Here is a 17,296-nt window from a genome sequence, read left to right on the forward strand (position 1 = left end):
GTGCAATAGGATGTTATTAATAACAACCCAGGAACTCCCGCAATTTGGATGCCCACTTCGCAGCATCTTCGTGAGAAGCGCTATGCCCCTTGTCGCTAGGCAATTCAACGTATTCGAAAGGAATTTGAGCTTTGTCGAACACCGCAGATACGGCAGGAGCCAGCGTGATCGGGAACACACGATCAGTTGTAGAAAGCAGATACAAGACCTTCGCCCGAATTCGTGAGACGTTTTGGGCCAAGTCCATGCGGTGAGCCGCTGACAATAAGGTGACTAGAGAATTGGCGTCGAATTGGCTAGCCCACGCTGCTGAGAGCTGCTCAAGCTGGGCATCAATTTCTGATTCAGAATATCCTTGAGAGGCCAGAGTGGCCGCCCTCCCATACTTACGCAGAGTATCTATTCGGTACTTTTTTAGTGTTTCTCTCACACCGCCATTTTTGTAAAAATTTCCGGCGTTCCAGTTCGGATCCTGCGCAAAGAATGCCAATAGAGTCTGGACAGTTTCGCCATCATCGGCGTGCCACAATGAGCTCATAGCGGCAACGATGCCACCAACAAAATCCGGATAGTTAATAGCCCACTGGAACGCCTGGAAACCTCCATATGAAGCACCGATAACTGCATGGAGGTGCTTAACCTTCAAATGGGTCAATAGTAAGTGCTGCGCACTGACAATGTCGTGGAGAGTAATCTGTGGGAAATCCGGCCCATAGGGCTGCCCGGTCTGAGGATTAATCGAAGCTGGACCTGTCGACCCGTATGAGGAACCAAGCATGTTGGACGAAACGACAAAATACTTGTCGGTGTCGACCGGACGCCCAGGACCTACTAGTAAGTTCCAGCCGCCCTCAGATGATTCATGACTTGCTTTTTTTGAAAGGCGATGGCTACTAGTGAACCCATGGGTCAACAAAATCGCATTGCCGCAGTCGGGCGAAAGTTGTCCAAGACAAACATAGGCGATATGCAATTCGCTGAGAACTACACCGCTTGTCAGTTTAAAATCTCTTGCGATGAAGACCTGATCAGGGCTTTCGCCGAGGGTTTTGGCCACGGTCATGGGTCGCTGCAACTCCGTTTGGATTGTAGGAATTATTTATCGACAGTCTTGGCAGGAGCGTGTGTTGGGTCAAACGATAAAGGCTAACATTTCAGGTTAGCTGTGCTAATCTGAAACCATGAACATACCTAACATTCAGTTACAGACGCTCAAGGCATTTGAAGCGGCAGCGCGACTGGGAAGTTTTGAGCGCGCCGCGGTTGAGCTATGCGTATCCAACAGCGCCGTTAGCCAGCAGATTTCCAAGCTCGAAGCGAAGCTGAACGTGCAGCTGTTCGAGCGTTTGCATCGTCAGGTCCGTCTGAGTGCCAAAGGTGAAAAGCTTGCAGAAGCGTTGATTCCAGCTTTCCGCCTTATCAACGATGCCGTCCGGGCCACCGCCGAGCCGGTGATTGAGTCAGTGCGTTGCTTGGTCTATCAAACCCTGGCAGCAAAATGGCTGATCCCGGCTCTGCCGCGGCTCAATGAACTCTGGCCACGACTAGTTGCACAGTTCGAGACCGGGATGACGACGGTGGACTTTGAGCGCACGAACATCGACCTTGCCCTGCGTTACGGTAATGACCCGTGGCCAAACCAGAAAAGTGTCAAGCTCTTCGACGAAATGCTGGTTCCGATCTGCGTACCGTCGATAGCCCTACATATTCGCCAACATGGTCTCAACGATGTGTGCCTGATTCATTCAGCGAATCGGCAAAACGACTGGCAGGAGTGGTTCTCCAGGTATCCGCAGCATTTGACGTCCAGGCCACGGTACAGAGAGCTGGGTTTCAGCAACTCTACGTTGGCGTATGAAGCTGCCCTGACCGGAAATGGCGTTGCGCTGGTTGAGATATTGGTCGCCCATGGCGATCTTGAACGGGGCTATCTGCAGATACCGTTTGCGGCACCGCTTGCCACAGGGAGAGGTCTGTACCTGCTTGAACCATTAGGGAACAAGCAAACACGAGCTGTCGAATTATTTTACGAATGGGTCGTTCAAGAAGCTAGCCAGCACGATCCTGTGCTTGCTCGGTATGTACCATCTCGTCCTGATACCGGAGGAGCATGCGATGGATGACTAGGTCTGCTAAGCCACCCGCTTTCGGACGTCACCACGCTCTCAGTGTTACGAAAGCTGGGCTGCATGGCTAAATCATCCGATGACTCACCCTGCTCCTGCGCGATGGCTGCAACAGCGGCCCGAATCGTCGCAGGCTGCTCATCGGGTACTTACCTGGTCTCGTTGTGCTCCCGCTTACCCATGTTAAACGCGCTCTTACCGGATGCGGTTCCAAGGCGTGGAAACTCTACAAGCACTAAAGTCACAATCTCTACCGGACCATTCATACGACCTGCTCTAGGTTGTTACGCCGATCTTTGGCACGGTTTGAGCGTAGACCATATTCAACCCTCGGACACGTGTCCGATTAGGGTGTACCTAAAGCGCTACGCATACCGAGGCGCCTCAAGACGTGGCGAAAAGTAGTCAGACAGGCCAAAACGACTACAGCTATATCCGGATACACCAAACGACTACACCAGAGCCCTTAATGTTCGTTCGTGCCTACCACCGACGACCAGCAGGCCTAGCTGTGTAAACCCAGTACGTTGTTCAGTGGCAACGGAGCGCGACTGATTGGCCGTTGGTAGTTGAGGCTGGAATGTGGCCTGTGCCAGTTGTAGTGATGCAGCCACGCGGGTAAGTGCCGGGCGCGTTGCTCGGAGCTGTCGTAGCAGCGTGCATAGGCCCACTCTCGCAAGCTCGTCTGGATAAAGCGCTCGGCCTTGCCGTTCGTACGGGGCGTATAGGGTTTGGTGCGGATATGTTTCAGTCCGAGCCGAGCGCACAAGCGCCGAAACGAACGAGAGCGGTAGCAGGCACCGTTGTCTGTCATGACGCGTCCAAAGCGGATACTCAGCCCGCGGTAGTAACGCACCGCCTGTACCAAGGCTCGACAGGCGCTGCTGCCGCGCTCGTCCGGGTGCAGGCTGGTGAAGGCCAGCCGGGACGCATCATCGATGGCCACATGGACGAACTCCCAGCCGGCGCCATCGCAGCCCTGCTGACGATTCCCTGTCACTCGGTGGCCAGGCCTCCAGAATCGGCCAAGCTTCTTGATATCCAGATGTAGCAGGTCGCCGGCATTGGGGTATTCGTAGCGCACCACCACAGGAGCGGGCTCCAACTCGGCCAAACGATGAAAGCCTGCCTGTTTAAGACGACGCGCAACGGTACTGACGGCCACGCCGAGTAGTTGGGCGATCTGTCGATAGGTATGGCGAGATCGGCGTAGCTGGATCAACTGTGCGACCCGATCGCCCGGTGTCTCATGCGGGCATGAATGCGGACGTGATGAGCGATCCATCAAACCGGACTCGCCCTCCTCACGAAAACGCCTGAGCCATTTGTAAGCCGTGCGAACACTAACCCCCGCCGCTTGTGCCGCATCCTCGGCACGCAGCCCTGTGAGCATGCGCTGGACGAGAAGGGCTCGACCTCGAGGGGTAAGGCGGGCATGTTTATGCAGGTTCATCCGGGGCTCCTGGAAGGCTGTGTTGGTCGCGCTTCCAGAATTCCGGGAATGCCCCGGATGAACAACCTACTGAGAGATCACACCTAGTCGTCCCGATATTCTTCTATGTGTCCATGAACGAACTGATCGTCGCCAACTCGGTTGCCGGTGCCCTGGCCTCCTTCCCGGAGCGGGCCGGGTCCGCTTCATCGCTGTTGGGCGCCATGCACTACGGAAGCGGAATTCTGACTGCAGCCATGATGAGTTGGTTTTCCGACGGCACGCCCTGGCCGATGGCCTGGGTCATGGGCGCGGCTGGCATCGGCAGCCTGTCCACGAGCCTGGTCATCGCCCGATTTCACAGCTCCCCTCAGGCGCCTCGCCTGCCCGATACACCAGCACCCAATCGGTAGCCCCAAGCCCTACTAAGGAAGGCACGCATTCTCACGCTGCAGTAATGCAGCATGCGCGCCGCCGCGGGCGATTTCTTAGTTTTTTGACTGTAACGAGTTTTGCTATGAAACGCAGCATACTGAGAACCACCCTGTTGGTCTGTCAGGAAGCGCCGCTTGGGCGGCGGACTATCGTAGCAATCCGTTCACGCTGACCTACGAAGGCGCGATCACCAAGTATGAGCCAGGAAAGGTCAATATCCATCCTGTCGCCCAGCCGGACCTTCGTCTGCGCGGCTATCCCCACGGACTGTCCGGCGGCATGCGCCAGCGGGTGGCCATTGCCATCGCTCTGCTCAATCGCCCCGCCCTGGTGATCGCCGACGAGCCCACCAAGTATCCTTGGTGAGGTGCAGGCGCTGGCCCGGGAACAGGGCACCGCACTGATCTGGATCACCCACGATCTGGGCGTGGTCGCGGGTCTCGCTGATCGCGTGGCGGTCATGTACGCCGGTCGTTTGGTCGAGCAGGGCCCGGTAGACGCCCTGCTCGACCATCCCGCTCATCCCTACACGGCCGGGCTGTTGGCCAGCCTGCCCAGCCGCGCGCCGCGCGGCAGTCGCCTTTCCGCCATCCCGGGCAGTACCCCGGACCTTGCCCGGCTGCCAGCGGGCTGCGCCTTCGCCCCCCGATGCGACCGTGCCCAGGCGGACTGTCTGCAGGGCACGCCGGCCATCCGCTACCTGGATGCCGAGCGTGAGTATCGCTGCATGCATCCTCTGGAGACCTGCTGATGGATTCCACCCCCTTGCTGGAATTGCAAGGCATCGAACACCGCTACGGCGAACGACCGCCAGGGCTGCTGCAACGCCTGGGGTTACGTCCGCCGCCGCCGACGGCCCACGCGCTGCGCGGCGTGGATTTGCGCATACACCGAGGTGAAATCGTTGGCCTGGTCGGCGAGTCCGGCAGCGGCAAGTCCACCCTGGGCCGCATCGCGGCCGATCTGCTCACGCCCAGCGCCGGCAGCCGGCAACTGGCGCCGGAGTTGGCCGTGCGCCGACGCCTGGCGATACAGATGATCTTCCAGAATCCCCACGCGAGTCTCAATCCGCGCCTGCGCATCGGTGATGCCATCGCCGAACCGATGCGCCATCACCGGCTGGTACCGCGGTCGGAAGTGGCTATGGAGGTCGCCCTCCACTTGCGCCGCGCCGGCCTGGATCCGGCGCTGGCCGAGCGCTTCCCGCATCAGCTCAGTGGCGGCCAGCGCCAGCGGGTCGGTATTGCCCGGGCCCTGGCGGTGGCACCGCAGCTGCTGGTATGCGACGAGTCCATCGCCGCGCTGGACGTTTCCATCCAGGCGCAGATCGTCAACCTGTTCCTGGACCTGCGCGACAGCCTTGGCCTGGCCTATCTGTTCATCAGCCATGACCTGGGCGTGGTGCGACACCTGGCTGACCGGGTGGTGATCCTCTACCTGGGTGAGGTGGTGGAGAGCGGCCCGGCACAGTCGCTATTCGACACGCCCCGTCATCCCTATACCCAGGCGCTATTGGCGCAGGTACCTGACGTCAGCCAGCGGCGGCGGCGTTACGCCGGGCTGGCCGGCGAGCCACCCAGCGTCTTCGCGCCGCCTACCGGCTGTGCCTTCCACCCGCGCTGCCCGCGTGCCGTGCCGCAGTGCCGCGAGCGAGCGCCTGTGTTGCATGAATCGGCGCCAGGCCACCACACCGCCTGCCACCTGGACGCTCCGGCTGTCGCCATCTCTTTACCCGACCTGAAACCCCAAGGAAGCCCACATCCATGAACCCGCACCCTCTTCGCTTCGCGTTGGCCAGCGCAGCATTACTCGGCGCGCTGACCGTCAAGGCGGATCCCTTGCGCATCGCCTTCGCCGACCCGGTCTCCTCGTTGGATCCGCAGCTCAACAACCATGCGGGTGACAGGTCCGTCGACCTGCACTTCTGGGATCTGCTGGTGGAGAACAACCACAACGCGCTGCAACCGGGACTGGCCAGGAGCTGGCGCAACCTGGACCCGTTGACCTGGGAGTTCAGCCTGCGTGACGACGTAAAATGGCAGGACGGCGTCCCCTTCACCGCCAAGGACGTGGTGTTCTCCTACCAGCGTGCGCGCCAGGTGCCAGGCAGCGTCGCCACCTTCGCCGGCTATCTGCGCACCGTCGCGGAAGTGGTGGCCAAGGACGACCACACCCTGGTCATCAAGACCAGTGTGCCCAACCCGGATCTGCCGCTGAACCTGGCCTCCGTGCATATCGTCAGCGAGCACGTGGGCAAGACCGCCGCTACCGAGGACTACAACAGCGGTAAGGCCCTGGTGGGCAGCGGCCCCTACCGCTTCAAATCTTACCTGCCAGGCGATCGCCTGGAGATGGTCCGCAACGAGACCTACTGGGGGCCGAAACCCACGTGGGAGGCCGTGAGCTATCGCTATGTGAACAATGCGGCGGCGCGTACGGCCGCCTTGCTCGCAGGCGATGTCGATGTCATCGACAAGGTGTCGGTCGCTGACCTTAAGCGACTTAAGAGTGCAGACCAGGTCAAGGTCTATGCCTACCCAGGCCTGCGGGTGCTGTTGCTGCAACCCAGCCAGCGTCCGGGACCTAATGAATTTATCCGCGACAACGCTGGCAAGCCACTGGCCGAGAATCCATTGCGTGACGCGCGGGTACGGCGTGCGCTGGATCTGGCCATCAACCGCCAGGCGCTGGTGGATCGCCTGCTACAGGGCGCGGCGAGTGCCGCTGACCAATGGATGCCTGCCGACACCTTTGGCTACAACGCCGCACTCAAACCCATTCCCAATGATCCGGCCGAGGCCAAGCGGCTGCTGGCGGAGGCCGGCTACCCAGAAGGCTTCCAGCTCACCCTGCACGTACCGAATGACCGCTACCCCCAGGCGCCGGAGGTGGCCCAGGCGGTCGCCCAGTTCTGGACCCGCATCGGCATCAAGACGCAGGTGGACGTGGTGCCCTGGGCAGTCTATGCCAGTCGCGCCGGCAAGAATGAATATGCCGTAAGTACCCTCGCCTGGGGTAACGGCACCGGCGAAGCCAGCTACGCCCTGGTCAACGTCCTGGCGAGCGTCGATCCGCAGAAGGGTATCGGCGCCTCCAACTGGGGTCGCTACAGCAATCCCCAGGTTGACCAGGCGCTGGCCGCTGCCACCGCCGAGTTCGATCCGCAGAAGCGCGCCGCGATTCTGGCCGACGCCGCCGCCGTGGTGCAAGGCGAGTCGGGCGTCCTGCCCCTCTTCCATTACCAGAACGTCTGGGCCGCTCGCAAAGGTCTGAAGGTAGAACCGCTCTCGAGCGACCGGACCACTGCCACCATGGTAAGCCCTCTATGAACACGCCCGATCTGCTCGATACCTTGGGCGCCTTTCCTGAATCGGTCTCTGCCCTACGTGACCGCCGTATCAAGGTAAAGGCAGCCACCGAGGCCAGCCTGGAAGCACTACTGTCCAGCGATCTCGAAAGCCTGAGCGTGGCCGAGCGGCTACAGGTGGCCGTCTTGGCCTGCCGCTTGAGCGGTTCGTCCTTGCTGGCGCAGCACTACGTTACCCTGGCCCTCGCGGAAGGCGTAGCCCCAGAGGACCTTGCTGGACTGGAAGCGAAGGGCGAACCCTGGTCGAACGATTACCCCACGCGTCTGGCCACCATCCTTCAATTCACCGCGACCCTGGTCCAGCGTCCACTGGACGGCGACCGAATCGCGCTGGAGCGATTGCTGACAGAGGCAGAGCTGACGATCAGCGACTGTGTGGTTCTGGCTCAGCTTGTCGGCTTTCTGACCTACCAGATCCGGTTATTGGCGGGCCTGCGCGCCATGGCTGCCGTGGAGCGTGACGCGTGACCGACTATCTCGATATCCAGGGCTTCACCGACCGCCCCTTGAACTGGCGCGCCTGGCTGCCGGTAGTGTCGTTGGATCAGGCAACCCCTGAGCAGATCGCGGTGCTGGAAAGCAGCCATCCGCAAGCGAAGGTCTCCGACTACTATCGCCTACTGGTTTGGCAGCCGTTGATCCTCGAGCAGCGCTCCGCAGCCTTCAACGCCATTATGTATGCGCCAGGAGGCCTTGCACGATCCGATCGCGAGCTGGCGAGCACGGTGGTATCCCGAATCAACGGGTGCGTGTATTGCGCCTCGGTCCATGCCCAGCGCTACCAGCAGCTGTCCAAGCAGCTGGCGCCAATTCCTGCGGTATTCGCTGACCCACAGGACGCCGGTGATACACCCCGGGAAAGGGCGATCGCGCAGTTCAGCGCTGGCCTGACGGTAGCCCCCGAAGAGATTGGACCGGATGATCTGCAGCGGCTGTATGAGGCAGGGTTGGGTGATCTGGAAATACTGGATCTGATCCACAGCGTGGCGATCTTCGCGTGGGCGAATCGGCTCATGCTTAACCTCGGGGAGCCGGAAGTGGCGCTGGAGTAGCGCGCTCTTTTGGATATTTCAGATCTGACAAAACGGAAGGTTGGCCCTGCCACTTACGAGGTGGAGACAACCTTCCGTCCAGCGTCACGTGATCCCTGCACCCGTCGCTCTCCTGGCAGGTCAGAGGCTGTCTCTGACTATTACCTCGCAGGTCAGCCGCTCGAGTGGAGCCTCTGGTACCTGCCCGTCCGCGACAGCGAGTATCCAACGGGCAGCATTCTCGCCAATGGCCGACGCAGGCGGACGAATCGTAGTCAACCTCGGCATCAGCATCCGCGCGAAGGGATAATCGCCGAAACCCAGCACCGCACATTGCTCCGGCACCCTTATCCCAGCATGCTGCGCAGCCAGTAGTCCACCCGCTGCCAGGTTGTCGTTGGCGAAAAAGATAAGGTCCACTGGCGTCGCTCCAGCATGCAATTGCTGCATTGCCTGCTCACCGGCCTCAAAAGGCGCAAGATCAGGCGCAGGCGTATGGACCAGGACGTCGACTCCCTTCTGCGCAAGAATCTCCGTGAAGCCTTGGCAGCGTTCTAGAGCGCTCAGGTCGCCGGTCGCGCTGTTCAGCACGAATGCCGGGCGGGCATAACCTCGGGCGTGGACGGCTTCTGCGGCCAGCACGCCGACCTCATAGTGAGAGAAGCCAATCTGTATAGGCTGGCGTTCGGGCCGGTAATCCCAGGTCTCCAACACCGGCAAGGCGGCCTGCTCGAGCATCCGCTCGGTCGCCTCGGTATGGAAATGGCTGGTCACCACCAAGGCTGCCGGTGCCCAGCCGAGAAAGGCACGTACCGCGCGCTCTTCCTGCTCGGCGGAGAAATAGCTGGAGGCCAGCAGCACCTGGTAGCCGTGCTCGCCGAGGGTGTCGCTGAACGCCTGGATGGTGGGGGCGAAGATGGGGCCGGAGATGTTGGGTACCACCATGCCGACGATGCGGTTATGGGCCGATGCCAGGCCGCCGGCCGCCTGGTTGGGCACGTAGCCGGTCTCGGCGACCACCTGGGCGATGCGTTCACGCTGGGCGGGCGAGACCTTGTCGGGACTATTGAAGAACCGCGAGACGGTCATGGTGGAGACTCCGGCGCTCGCCGCCACCTCGGCCAGGGTCACGCGCCCTGCCCCGCGTCTTTTGCGTGCCATTCGTTATAACCACCTGACTTTTCAATATTGGACCGCCGCGACGGCGACGTCGGAACATAATGATGTTAGCGCTAACAAGGAGGCGAGGAAAGCCGGTTGCAGCGCGACCGCCCGCTTAGGGCGCAACGGAATCAGGACCAGAGATCGTCATGTCGACCAGACCCACTGCGCGCTTCACCCTTCGCCCCCTGCCCCACGCCATCGCCCTGCTCGCCGCCATCAGCCAGGCGCCTCTGGTCGCTGCCGCCGATACCGATGGCGAGACGGTGACCCTGGACGCGGTCACCGTGACGGCCACGCGCCGTGAGGAAACCCTGCAATCGGTCCCCGTGGCCGTCAGCGTGGTGGATGGCGAGCAGCTCGAACGCGACAACCGCAGTGGCGTCGCCGGTCTCGCCCAGCAGGTGCCAACGCTCAACTTCCGCACCAATGCCTCGAACAAGGACACCGCGCTGTTCATCCGCGGCGTAGGCACCATCTCCACCTCGCCCGGCGTGGAGCCGACCGTGGCCACGGTGGTGGATGGCGTGGTGCTGGCGCGTCCTGGCCAGGCCACCCTGGAGTTGCTGGACCCGGAGCGGGTGGAGGTGCTGCGCGGCCCCCAGGGCACCCTGTTCGGCAAGAACGCCTCGGCCGGCGTTATCAATATCGTCACCCGCCAACCGCCCGCGGAGACCCGTGGTTACGTGCAACAGGACTGGTACCAGGGCAACGAGAGCCGGACCCGTTTCGGCATCGGCGGCACGCTGGTACCGGGGGTGCTGCGTGGCTCGCTCACCACCCTGGTCAGCAGCTACGACGGCAACGTCGACAACCAGAGCAACGGCCACGAGGTCAACGGCTATAACCATCGCGGTGCCCGGGGCAAGCTGGAATTCACCCCCAACGACGATCTCACCGTGACCCTGGCGGCGGACTATCTGCAGGCCCACGACGACATCCCCAACGGTGTGGTGGCCAAGACGCTCGATGCCTCATTCGCCAACGCCCTCGCCCCGGTCAGTGCCAGCGACCACAACCGCGATATCGTCAGCGACTATCGCAGTCGGGTGGAGGATGCCAACAAGGGGGTCTCGGCGCAGGTGGATTACCGGCTGGGCGACTTCACCCTCACCTCCATCACCGCCTGGCGCGGCTGGGATAACACCCAGTGGCAGGACGGCGACCGCCTGGGCACCATCAGTGCGGCCTTTCCCGGCATTGAAGACAAGGGCGACCTGGCCTTCGACCAGTATTCCCAGGAGCTACGCCTGGCCTCGCCCAAGGGCGGCTTCGTCGAATACGTGGCGGGTGCCTACTACATGCACGGCCATGACGACGAAACCTATCGCCGCAATCTGCGCAGCCCAACCAGCCTGCAGACCGGGGTGGCGGACTATGGCACCCGCAGCGACAGCAGCGCGCTGTTCGGCGAAACCACCCTCAACTTCACCGAGCGGCTGCGCGGCATCGCCGGCCTGCGCTACACCCACGACTACCTGAGCTACGACCATCGCCGTACCTCCACCTCGCCGGTGGCGGTCAACGGTATCCAACCGAGCACGGCCAGCAGCGGCTCGGTGGACGAAGACGGCTGGTCCGGCCGCCTGGGGGTGCAGTACGACCTGACCGACGACCTCATGGCCTATCTGACCTACTCCCGCGGCTACAAGGGACCGGCCTACAACGTCTTCTTCAACATGCAGCCGCGGGATACCGATCCGCTCAAGCCCGAAACCTCCAATACCTGGGAGCTGGGCCTCAAGGCCACGGCGTGGAATGGCCGCCTGACCGCCAATGGCGCCCTCTTCCACAGCACCTACGACAACTACCAGGCCAACTTCTTCGATACCGTGGCCAGCCAGGTGGTAACCCGCCTGATCAATGCCGGCAGCGTCACCAGCGAGGGCGCCGAGTTCGACCTGGCGCTACAGGCGACCCGAGCACTCAAACTCTCGGCGGCCCTGGCCTATACCCACGCCCGCATCGACAGCTTCAGCTGCCCGAGCGGCGCGGCCGCTTCCTGCAACGTCAACGGCAAGACCCTGCCCTTCGCGCCCGACTGGAAGAGCTACGTGCGCGCCGACTACAGCGTGCCGCTGGGTAACGGCCTGGACCTGGAGCTGGCCACCGACTACAGCTGGCAGAGCGAGGTGCAATACGACCTGTCGCAGAATCCCGATACCAAGCAAGGCGCCTACGGGATCTGGAATGCCAGCCTGGCGGTGGCCGACTACGATGCCGGCTGGCGGGTGGCGCTGATCGGCAAGAACCTGGCGGACAAGTCCTATTCGCCGCTGCTGGCCAGTGGCAGCGGCTACATCTATCGCCAGGTACCGCGGGACGACAGTCGTTATTTCGGCGTGCAGCTGCGCAAGGACTTCTGAGCATGAGCCGACAACTGCACCTGGGCGCCTTTCTCATGGCCACCGGTCACCATATCGCCGCCTGGCGCCATCCGTCCGTGCCGCGCGGTGCCGGGGTGGACATCGCGCACTACCGGGCGCTCGCCCGCCTGGCGGAAGCCGCCTGCTTCGACCTGCTGTTCATCGCCGATAGCGTGGCCGCTGCCGAAGGTCCCCAGGCCGCGCGCATGGCCCGCTCCGATCTGTTCGAGCCGCTCACCTTGCTGGCCGCGCTGTCCGGTGTGACCGAGCGCATCGGCCTGGTGGCCACGGTCACCACCAGCTATCACGAACCCTATTCGGTGGCCCGCGCCTTCGCCTCGCTGGACCAGCTGTCCGCGGGGCGCGCTGGCTGGAACCTGGTCACCTCCGATGCCGCCGCAGAGGCCGGCAATTTCGGCCGCGACAGCCATCTGGGGCATGCCGAACGCTATGTCCGTGCCAGCGAATTCCAGCAGGTGGTGAACGGCCTCTGGGACAGCTGGGCGGACGATGCCTTCGTCCGCGACCAGGCCAGCGGCCAGTACTACCGCGCCGATGGCGTCCGCGCCCTGGACCACCGTGGCGAGCACTTCGCCGTGCGCGGTCCGCTCAACGTGCCGCGCTCGCCCCAGGGCCGCCCGGTGCTGGTCCAGGCCGGCGCCTCGCCCGCCGGGCTCGACCTGGCGGCCCGCAGCGCCGAGGTGGTCTTCACCGCCCAGCCGGACCTCGCCAGCGCCCAGGCCTTCTACGGCGATCTCAAGCGGCGCGTGGCCGCCGCCGGGCGCTCTCCGGACTCTCTCAAGATCATGCCTGGCGTCTACGTCACCGTGGCCGCCACCGCCGCCGAGGCGCGGACCAAGGAAGCCGAATTGCGCGAGCTGGTCGATCCCCAGGTCGGCATCGCCCTGCTCGGACGCATGCTGGGCAACTTCGATCTCTCCGGCTATCCACCCGACGGCCCGCTGCCGGAACTGCCCCTGACCGACAGCGGCCAGCAATCACGCCAACGCCTGCTGACCGACCTGGCCCGCCGCGAAAACCTGAGCCTCGCCCAACTCGGCCGGCGCATCGCCGGCGGCCGGGGGCATCTGAGCCTGGTGGGCACGGCCAGCGAGGTCGCTGATGTGTTGCAACGCTGGTTCGAACAGGGCGCCGCCGACGGCTTCAATCTGATGGCGCCGCTGCTGCCGAGTGGCCTTGCGGACATCGTCCAGCACCTGGTTCCCGAATTGCAGCGCCGCGGCCTGTTTCGCAAGGCCTACCAGGGCCGCACCCTCCGCGAACACCTGGGCCTTGCGCAGCCCGCCAACCCCCATTTCACCTAGAGGAGCCCCTCATGGCCTATCACGCCGCGTCTGACCGCTACGACCGTATTCCCTATCGCCGCGTCGGCCGCAGCGGCCTGGTGCTGCCCGCCCTATCGCTGGGGCTGTGGCACAACTTCGGTGACAGTACGCCGCTGGAGCGCCAGCGCGCCCTGCTGCACACCGCCTTCGACCTGGGCATCAACCACTTCGACCTGGCCAACAACTACGGCCCGCCCTATGGCAGTGCCGAAATCAATTTCGGGCGGCTGCTGCGCGAAGACTTCGCCGCCTATCGCGACGAACTCATCATCTCCAGCAAGGCTGGCTGGGACATGTGGCCCGGCCCCTACGGCCAGGGTGGTGGCTCGCGCAAATACATACTCGCCAGCCTTGACCAGAGTCTCAAGCGCCTGGGCCTGGACTACGTCGACATCTTCTATTCGCACCGTTTCGATCCGGATACGCCCCTGGAGGAAACGGCCGGCGCCCTGGCCAGCGCTGTCCAGCAAGGCAAGGCGCTGTACGTGGGGATCAGTTCCTATTCCGGCACCAAGACCCGCGAGATCGCTGCGCTGCTGGCCGAGTGGAAGATCCCGCTGTTGATCCACCAGCCGGCCTACAACCTGTTCAATCGTTGGATCGAAAAGGATCTGCTGGACGCTACCGCGGAACTCGGCAGCGGCGTGATCGCCTTTACCCCTCTCGCCCAGGGTCTGCTGACGGACAAGTACCTCAATGGCGTGCCGGCCGACGCCCGGGTCAATCAGCCGGGTGGTCAGTCGTTGCAGCAAGGCCATCTCTCTGCCGAAAACCTGGAGCGCGTCCGCGCGCTGAACGCCATCGCCCAGCGCCGCGGCCAGAGCCTGGCGCAACTCGCCCTGGCCTGGACCCTGCGCGCCCCGCACGTGACCAGCGCCCTGATCGGCGCCAGCCGGCCGGAGCAGATCGTCGAGAACGTAGCGGCCCTGGACAACCTGGCCTTTACCGCCGAAGAGCTGGCCGAGATCGACACCCATGCGGTCGAAGGTGGCATCAATCTCTGGGCCAAGCCATCGAGTGCCGAATGAATCGTCGCACCTTACTCAAGCAACTGGGTGCCGTCGTCGTGGCGGCGCCCCTGGCCCGCGCCTGGGGCGAAACGGCTAGACCGGCGCGACTGCGGTTGGGTTACCAGAAGGGCTCCATCGCCCTGGTGCTGGCCAAGGAGCACCGGCTGCTGGAACGCGCCTATCCACAGCTCGCCCTAGACTGGCTGGAATTCCCCGCCGGACCGCAAATGCTCGAGGCGCTCAATCTCGGCCGTCTCGATGTCGCCTCCACCGGCGACCTGCCGCCGCTGTTCGCCCAGGCGGCCGGTGCCGACCTGGTGTACATCGGTGCCGAGCCGGCCAAACCCAGGGCCGAAACGCTGCTGGTGCCCGTGGGCAGTCCACTGCACAGCGTCGCCGAGCTCAAGGGCAAGCGCATCGGCCTGCAGAAAGGCTCCAGCTCCCACAACCTGGTGCTGCGACTGCTGCAGCGCGAGGGCCTGGCCTTCAGCGACATCCAGCCCGTCTACCTCGCCCCGGCGGATGCCAATGCCGCCTTCAGCCAGGGCAGTCTGGATGCCTGGGCGATCTGGGCCCCCTATTCGGCCCTGGTGCTGCACCAGGGGCAGGCACGCCTGCTGGCGGATGGCACGGGCCTGGGTCTCAACGGCCCGCTGTATACCGCACGGCGCGACTATGCCCGCGCCCATGGCGCCTTCCTGAACGAGTTGTTGGCCCAGCTCAGCCAGGCCGAAGCCCTGACCCGTAGCGACCGCGAAGGCAGCCTGGACATCCTGGTCCGGGTAATGGGCCTGGACCGGCAGGTGGTGGCCGATTACCTCGACCATCGCCCGCCCTCGCCTATCGGCCCCATTACCCCCGAGATACTGGCCGCGCAGCAGCGGTCGGCTGACCTCTTCGTCAGCAATGGACTCTTGCCACGCAAGGTAGAGGTAAAGGCCGCGCTTATTTAATCAGGAAGTTCGACCACGTCGCTACACAGCAGATAATTATCCCAACGCCGGACGGACAACTTCCGCCCGGTGCTTCAACGCCTGCCTTTTATATCTAGCCAACGAACCTTCAGTTATTGGGCAAGAGTTATTCGACGCGGCTATTGTCACTCTCCCACTGTGCTTTTTGGATTACCCATGTCGTCCCTTGATATCAGTGTCTTCGCCAATAAGTTGCCGGCTGCCTGGGAGTCGCGTGTCATCTCGCGAGTGGGTTCTGCCGCCATCAAGATCCTGCGTATGGATGGGCAAGCGCTGCCCGAAGAAGTCCATGGCTATACCGAGGTGCTGCTGGTCCTCGACGGCGTCTTGCACCTGGAGAGTGAGGGCCGCGCGCTCGCGATAGGCGCTGGCGAACTTTTCGAGGCACGCCTTGGCGTACCTCATCGGGTCCTGGCCGGCAGCCACGGCAACCTGGTGATCATCGATCAGGATTGAGCTACGCAGACGAAAACGCCCTGGTCGAGGGCTCTCGACCAGGGCGCCGGTTCCATATCGCTCAGCGGGCAGTGATCACCGCCAACTTGGTGATACCCGCCTTCTCGATGGCCGCCATGGCCTTGGCCACCTGGCCGTAATTGGCACCGTCGTCGGCCTGTAGCTGCACCCGCAGCTGGGGGTCTTGCTGCTTGGCGCTCTCCAGGTTGGTGCGCAACAGCTCCGGCTGGATCTCGTTCTTGTTGAGGAACCACTTGCCGGCGCCGTCGATGCTCACCACCAGGGGGTCCTTCTGCTCCACCGGCGCCACGGCTTCGGTCTTGGGCAGATTGATGGGGATGGAATTGGTCAACAGCGGCGCGGTGACGATGAACACCACCAGCAGCACCAGCATCACGTCCACCAGCGGCGTGACGTTGATCTCGCTCATCACCTCATCGTTGTCCTGGGTCGAAAAGGCCATGTCACACCGCCTCCTTTACTGTGTGGCCAGCCGAGCTGCGCCGGGCGTTGGGATGCACCAGCACCTTGAAGGCACTCTTTTGCGCCAGGCTATAGAAGTCATGGGCGAAATCGTCGAGATCCGCGGCCTTGAGCTTGAGACTGCGCACGAAGTAGTTGTAGACCAGCACCGCCGGCACGGCGACGGCGATGCCGACGCCCGTGGCGATCAGCGCCGCGCCTATGGGGCCGGCCACGGTTTCCAGGCTGGCACTGCCTGCGGCACTGATGCCCTTGAGCGCTTCCATGATGCCCCAGACGGTGCCGAACAGACCGATGAAGGGCGAGGTGCTGCCGATGCTGGCCACCACCGCCAGGCCCGATTCCAGCGAGCGACGCTCCCGCACGATCTGCTGGCGCAGGGCGCGCTCCAGGCGATCCTGGTGATTGATCGCCTGGGCCAGGTCCGCCGGGGTGCCCTCGTCGTTGACCGCGATGGCGGCGTAACCCGCGGCGGCTACCCGCGCCGCGGCGCCGGGCTGGTTATGGCTGAGTTCGGCGCCGGCCGCGAGGTTGGGCGCTGCCCAGAACAGCTTCAGGAAGCGTCGATCCTGTCCGCGTAGGCGACCGAACTGGGCGCCCTTGAGCAGCGCCAGGCCCCAGGTAACCACGGAGAAGCCGATCAGCAGCCAGATCACGGCGCCTTCGACGGATTGGGTGGGAGACAGCAGCGTCGTCATGATGGATATCCTCGAATGATGGCGGATCAGCGAATCTTGAAATCGATGGGGACGGTGACCCAGCCTTCGATGGCCTGGTCACCCTTCTTGGCGGGCACGAAGCTCCAGCGCCGGACCGCCGCCACGGCCGCCTCGTCGAGTTGGCTCCGCCCGGCGCTCTGCTGGATCTGGATGTCACCGGGACGCCCGTTGGGCAGCACCCGCACCCGCAGCAATACCGTGCCTTCCCAATTGCGGCGCAGGGCTAGGGCGGGATACTCGGGCGCCGGATTGCGCAGGTAGCCGGCGGTTGCCGACGCTGGGGTTTCCTTGACCGATGCGGGTGGCGGCGCGGGCGGAGCCGGCTGGGGCGCCGGGGCGGCCTGGGGCGGTGGCGAGGGCGGCGTCTCCGGCTTGGGCACCGGTTGGGGT

The 17,296-nt window shown here is 63.3% G+C and carries 17 protein-coding genes and 1 pseudogene; 12 read left to right on the forward strand and 6 right to left on the reverse strand.

Annotation, left to right across the window (positions count from 1 at the left end; genetic code table 11):
- Nucleotides 1-16 precede the first annotated feature (16 nt).
- Nucleotides 17-1,063 carry an alpha/beta fold hydrolase gene (locus tag OMP44_RS15745; protein ID WP_280309569.1) on the reverse strand — a complete coding sequence of 349 codons (1,047 nt, stop codon included), beginning with the start codon at nt 1,061-1,063 and terminating at the stop codon, nt 17-19.
- Between the two features lie 118 nt (nt 1,064-1,181).
- Here OMP44_RS15745 and OMP44_RS15750 point away from each other — a divergent pair, with 118 nt between their 5' ends.
- A complete protein-coding gene (locus OMP44_RS15750) occupies nt 1,182-2,123 on the forward strand; it encodes a LysR substrate-binding domain-containing protein (RefSeq protein ID WP_280309571.1) in 942 nt (313 codons plus the stop codon).
- Between the two features lie 508 nt (nt 2,124-2,631).
- Here the strand turns inward: OMP44_RS15750 and OMP44_RS15755 are convergent.
- Complete coding sequence (locus OMP44_RS15755; protein ID WP_280309573.1) at nt 2,632-3,579, reverse strand: IS481 family transposase; 948 nt, start codon at nt 3,577-3,579, stop codon at nt 2,632-2,634.
- Between the two features lie 113 nt (nt 3,580-3,692).
- Between OMP44_RS15755 and OMP44_RS15760 the strand changes: the two genes are divergently transcribed.
- From OMP44_RS15760 to OMP44_RS15785, 6 genes and pseudogenes are all read left to right on the forward strand, one after another.
- Nucleotides 3,693-3,971, forward strand: coding sequence for a hypothetical protein (locus OMP44_RS15760; protein WP_280309575.1), 279 nt, complete (start codon nt 3,693-3,695; stop codon nt 3,969-3,971).
- Nucleotides 3,972-4,110: 139 nt separating this feature from the next.
- A pseudogene (locus OMP44_RS15765) lies at nt 4,111-4,744 on the forward strand (oligopeptide/dipeptide ABC transporter ATP-binding protein).
- Nucleotides 4,744-5,760: an oligopeptide/dipeptide ABC transporter ATP-binding protein gene (locus OMP44_RS15770; RefSeq protein WP_431312654.1), complete on the forward strand. Its 1,017-nt coding sequence runs from the start codon at nt 4,744-4,746 to the stop codon at nt 5,758-5,760. Before OMP44_RS15765 ends, OMP44_RS15770 begins: the two are co-directional and overlap by 1 nt.
- On the forward strand, nt 5,757-7,322 hold the full coding sequence (locus tag OMP44_RS15775; RefSeq protein WP_280309577.1) for an ABC transporter substrate-binding protein: 1,566 nt from the start codon (nt 5,757-5,759) through the stop codon (nt 7,320-7,322). The genes OMP44_RS15770 and OMP44_RS15775 overlap by 4 nt, the downstream gene beginning before the upstream one ends.
- A complete protein-coding gene (locus OMP44_RS15780) occupies nt 7,319-7,828 on the forward strand; it encodes a CMD domain protein (protein ID WP_280309579.1) in 510 nt (169 codons plus the stop codon). The genes OMP44_RS15775 and OMP44_RS15780 overlap by 4 nt, the downstream gene beginning before the upstream one ends.
- Nucleotides 7,825-8,412, forward strand: coding sequence for a peroxidase-related enzyme (locus tag OMP44_RS15785; protein WP_280309581.1), 588 nt, complete (start codon nt 7,825-7,827; stop codon nt 8,410-8,412). The genes OMP44_RS15780 and OMP44_RS15785 overlap by 4 nt, the downstream gene beginning before the upstream one ends.
- A gap of 120 nt (nt 8,413-8,532) precedes the next feature.
- Here OMP44_RS15785 and OMP44_RS15790 read toward each other — a convergent pair whose 3' ends face one another.
- A complete protein-coding gene (locus OMP44_RS15790; protein ID WP_280309583.1) occupies nt 8,533-9,552 on the reverse strand; it encodes a LacI family DNA-binding transcriptional regulator in 1,020 nt (339 codons plus the stop codon).
- A gap of 149 nt (nt 9,553-9,701) precedes the next feature.
- Here OMP44_RS15790 and OMP44_RS15795 point away from each other — a divergent pair, with 149 nt between their 5' ends.
- The 5 genes from OMP44_RS15795 to OMP44_RS15815 all read left to right on the forward strand — a co-directional run bounded on the left by OMP44_RS15795 (nt 9,702) and on the right by OMP44_RS15815 (nt 15,704).
- The gene (locus tag OMP44_RS15795; protein ID WP_280309585.1) at nt 9,702-11,918 is read left to right on the forward strand and encodes a TonB-dependent receptor; all 2,217 of its coding nucleotides are present in this window, start codon (nt 9,702-9,704) and stop codon (nt 11,916-11,918) included.
- A gap of 2 nt (nt 11,919-11,920) precedes the next feature.
- Complete coding sequence (locus tag OMP44_RS15800) at nt 11,921-13,243, forward strand: LLM class flavin-dependent oxidoreductase (RefSeq protein ID WP_280309587.1); 1,323 nt, start codon at nt 11,921-11,923, stop codon at nt 13,241-13,243.
- An 11-nt stretch (nt 13,244-13,254) separates the two neighbouring features.
- Complete coding sequence (mgrA, locus tag OMP44_RS15805) at nt 13,255-14,292, forward strand: L-glyceraldehyde 3-phosphate reductase (RefSeq protein WP_280309589.1); 1,038 nt, start codon at nt 13,255-13,257, stop codon at nt 14,290-14,292.
- Nucleotides 14,289-15,227 (forward strand): aliphatic sulfonate ABC transporter substrate-binding protein, encoded by a 939-nt coding sequence (locus OMP44_RS15810; protein ID WP_280309591.1) that lies wholly within the window; start codon nt 14,289-14,291, stop codon nt 15,225-15,227. The genes mgrA and OMP44_RS15810 overlap by 4 nt, the downstream gene beginning before the upstream one ends.
- 177 nt (nt 15,228-15,404) lie before the next feature.
- Nucleotides 15,405-15,704: a cupin domain-containing protein gene (locus OMP44_RS15815; RefSeq protein WP_280309593.1), complete on the forward strand. Its 300-nt coding sequence runs from the start codon at nt 15,405-15,407 to the stop codon at nt 15,702-15,704.
- A 61-nt stretch (nt 15,705-15,765) separates the two neighbouring features.
- On the opposite strand, the gene OMP44_RS15820 is transcribed toward OMP44_RS15815, so the two are convergent.
- The 3 genes from OMP44_RS15820 to OMP44_RS15830 all read right to left on the reverse strand — a co-directional run.
- On the reverse strand, nt 15,766-16,167 hold the full coding sequence (locus tag OMP44_RS15820; protein WP_280309595.1) for an ExbD/TolR family protein: 402 nt from the start codon (nt 16,165-16,167) through the stop codon (nt 15,766-15,768).
- Nucleotide 16,168: 1 nt separating this feature from the next.
- Nucleotides 16,169-16,885: a MotA/TolQ/ExbB proton channel family protein gene (locus OMP44_RS15825; protein WP_280309597.1), complete on the reverse strand. Its 717-nt coding sequence runs from the start codon at nt 16,883-16,885 to the stop codon at nt 16,169-16,171.
- Nucleotides 16,886-16,911: 26 nt separating this feature from the next.
- Nucleotides 16,912-17,296 (reverse strand): energy transducer TonB (locus OMP44_RS15830; RefSeq protein WP_280309599.1); only part of this gene is annotated, 385 nt, incomplete at its 5' end.

This window comes from Pseudomonas flavocrustae, from assembly GCF_029872515.1.
GTDB classification, from domain to species: Bacteria; Pseudomonadota; Gammaproteobacteria; order Pseudomonadales; family Pseudomonadaceae; genus Chryseomonas; species Chryseomonas aestiva.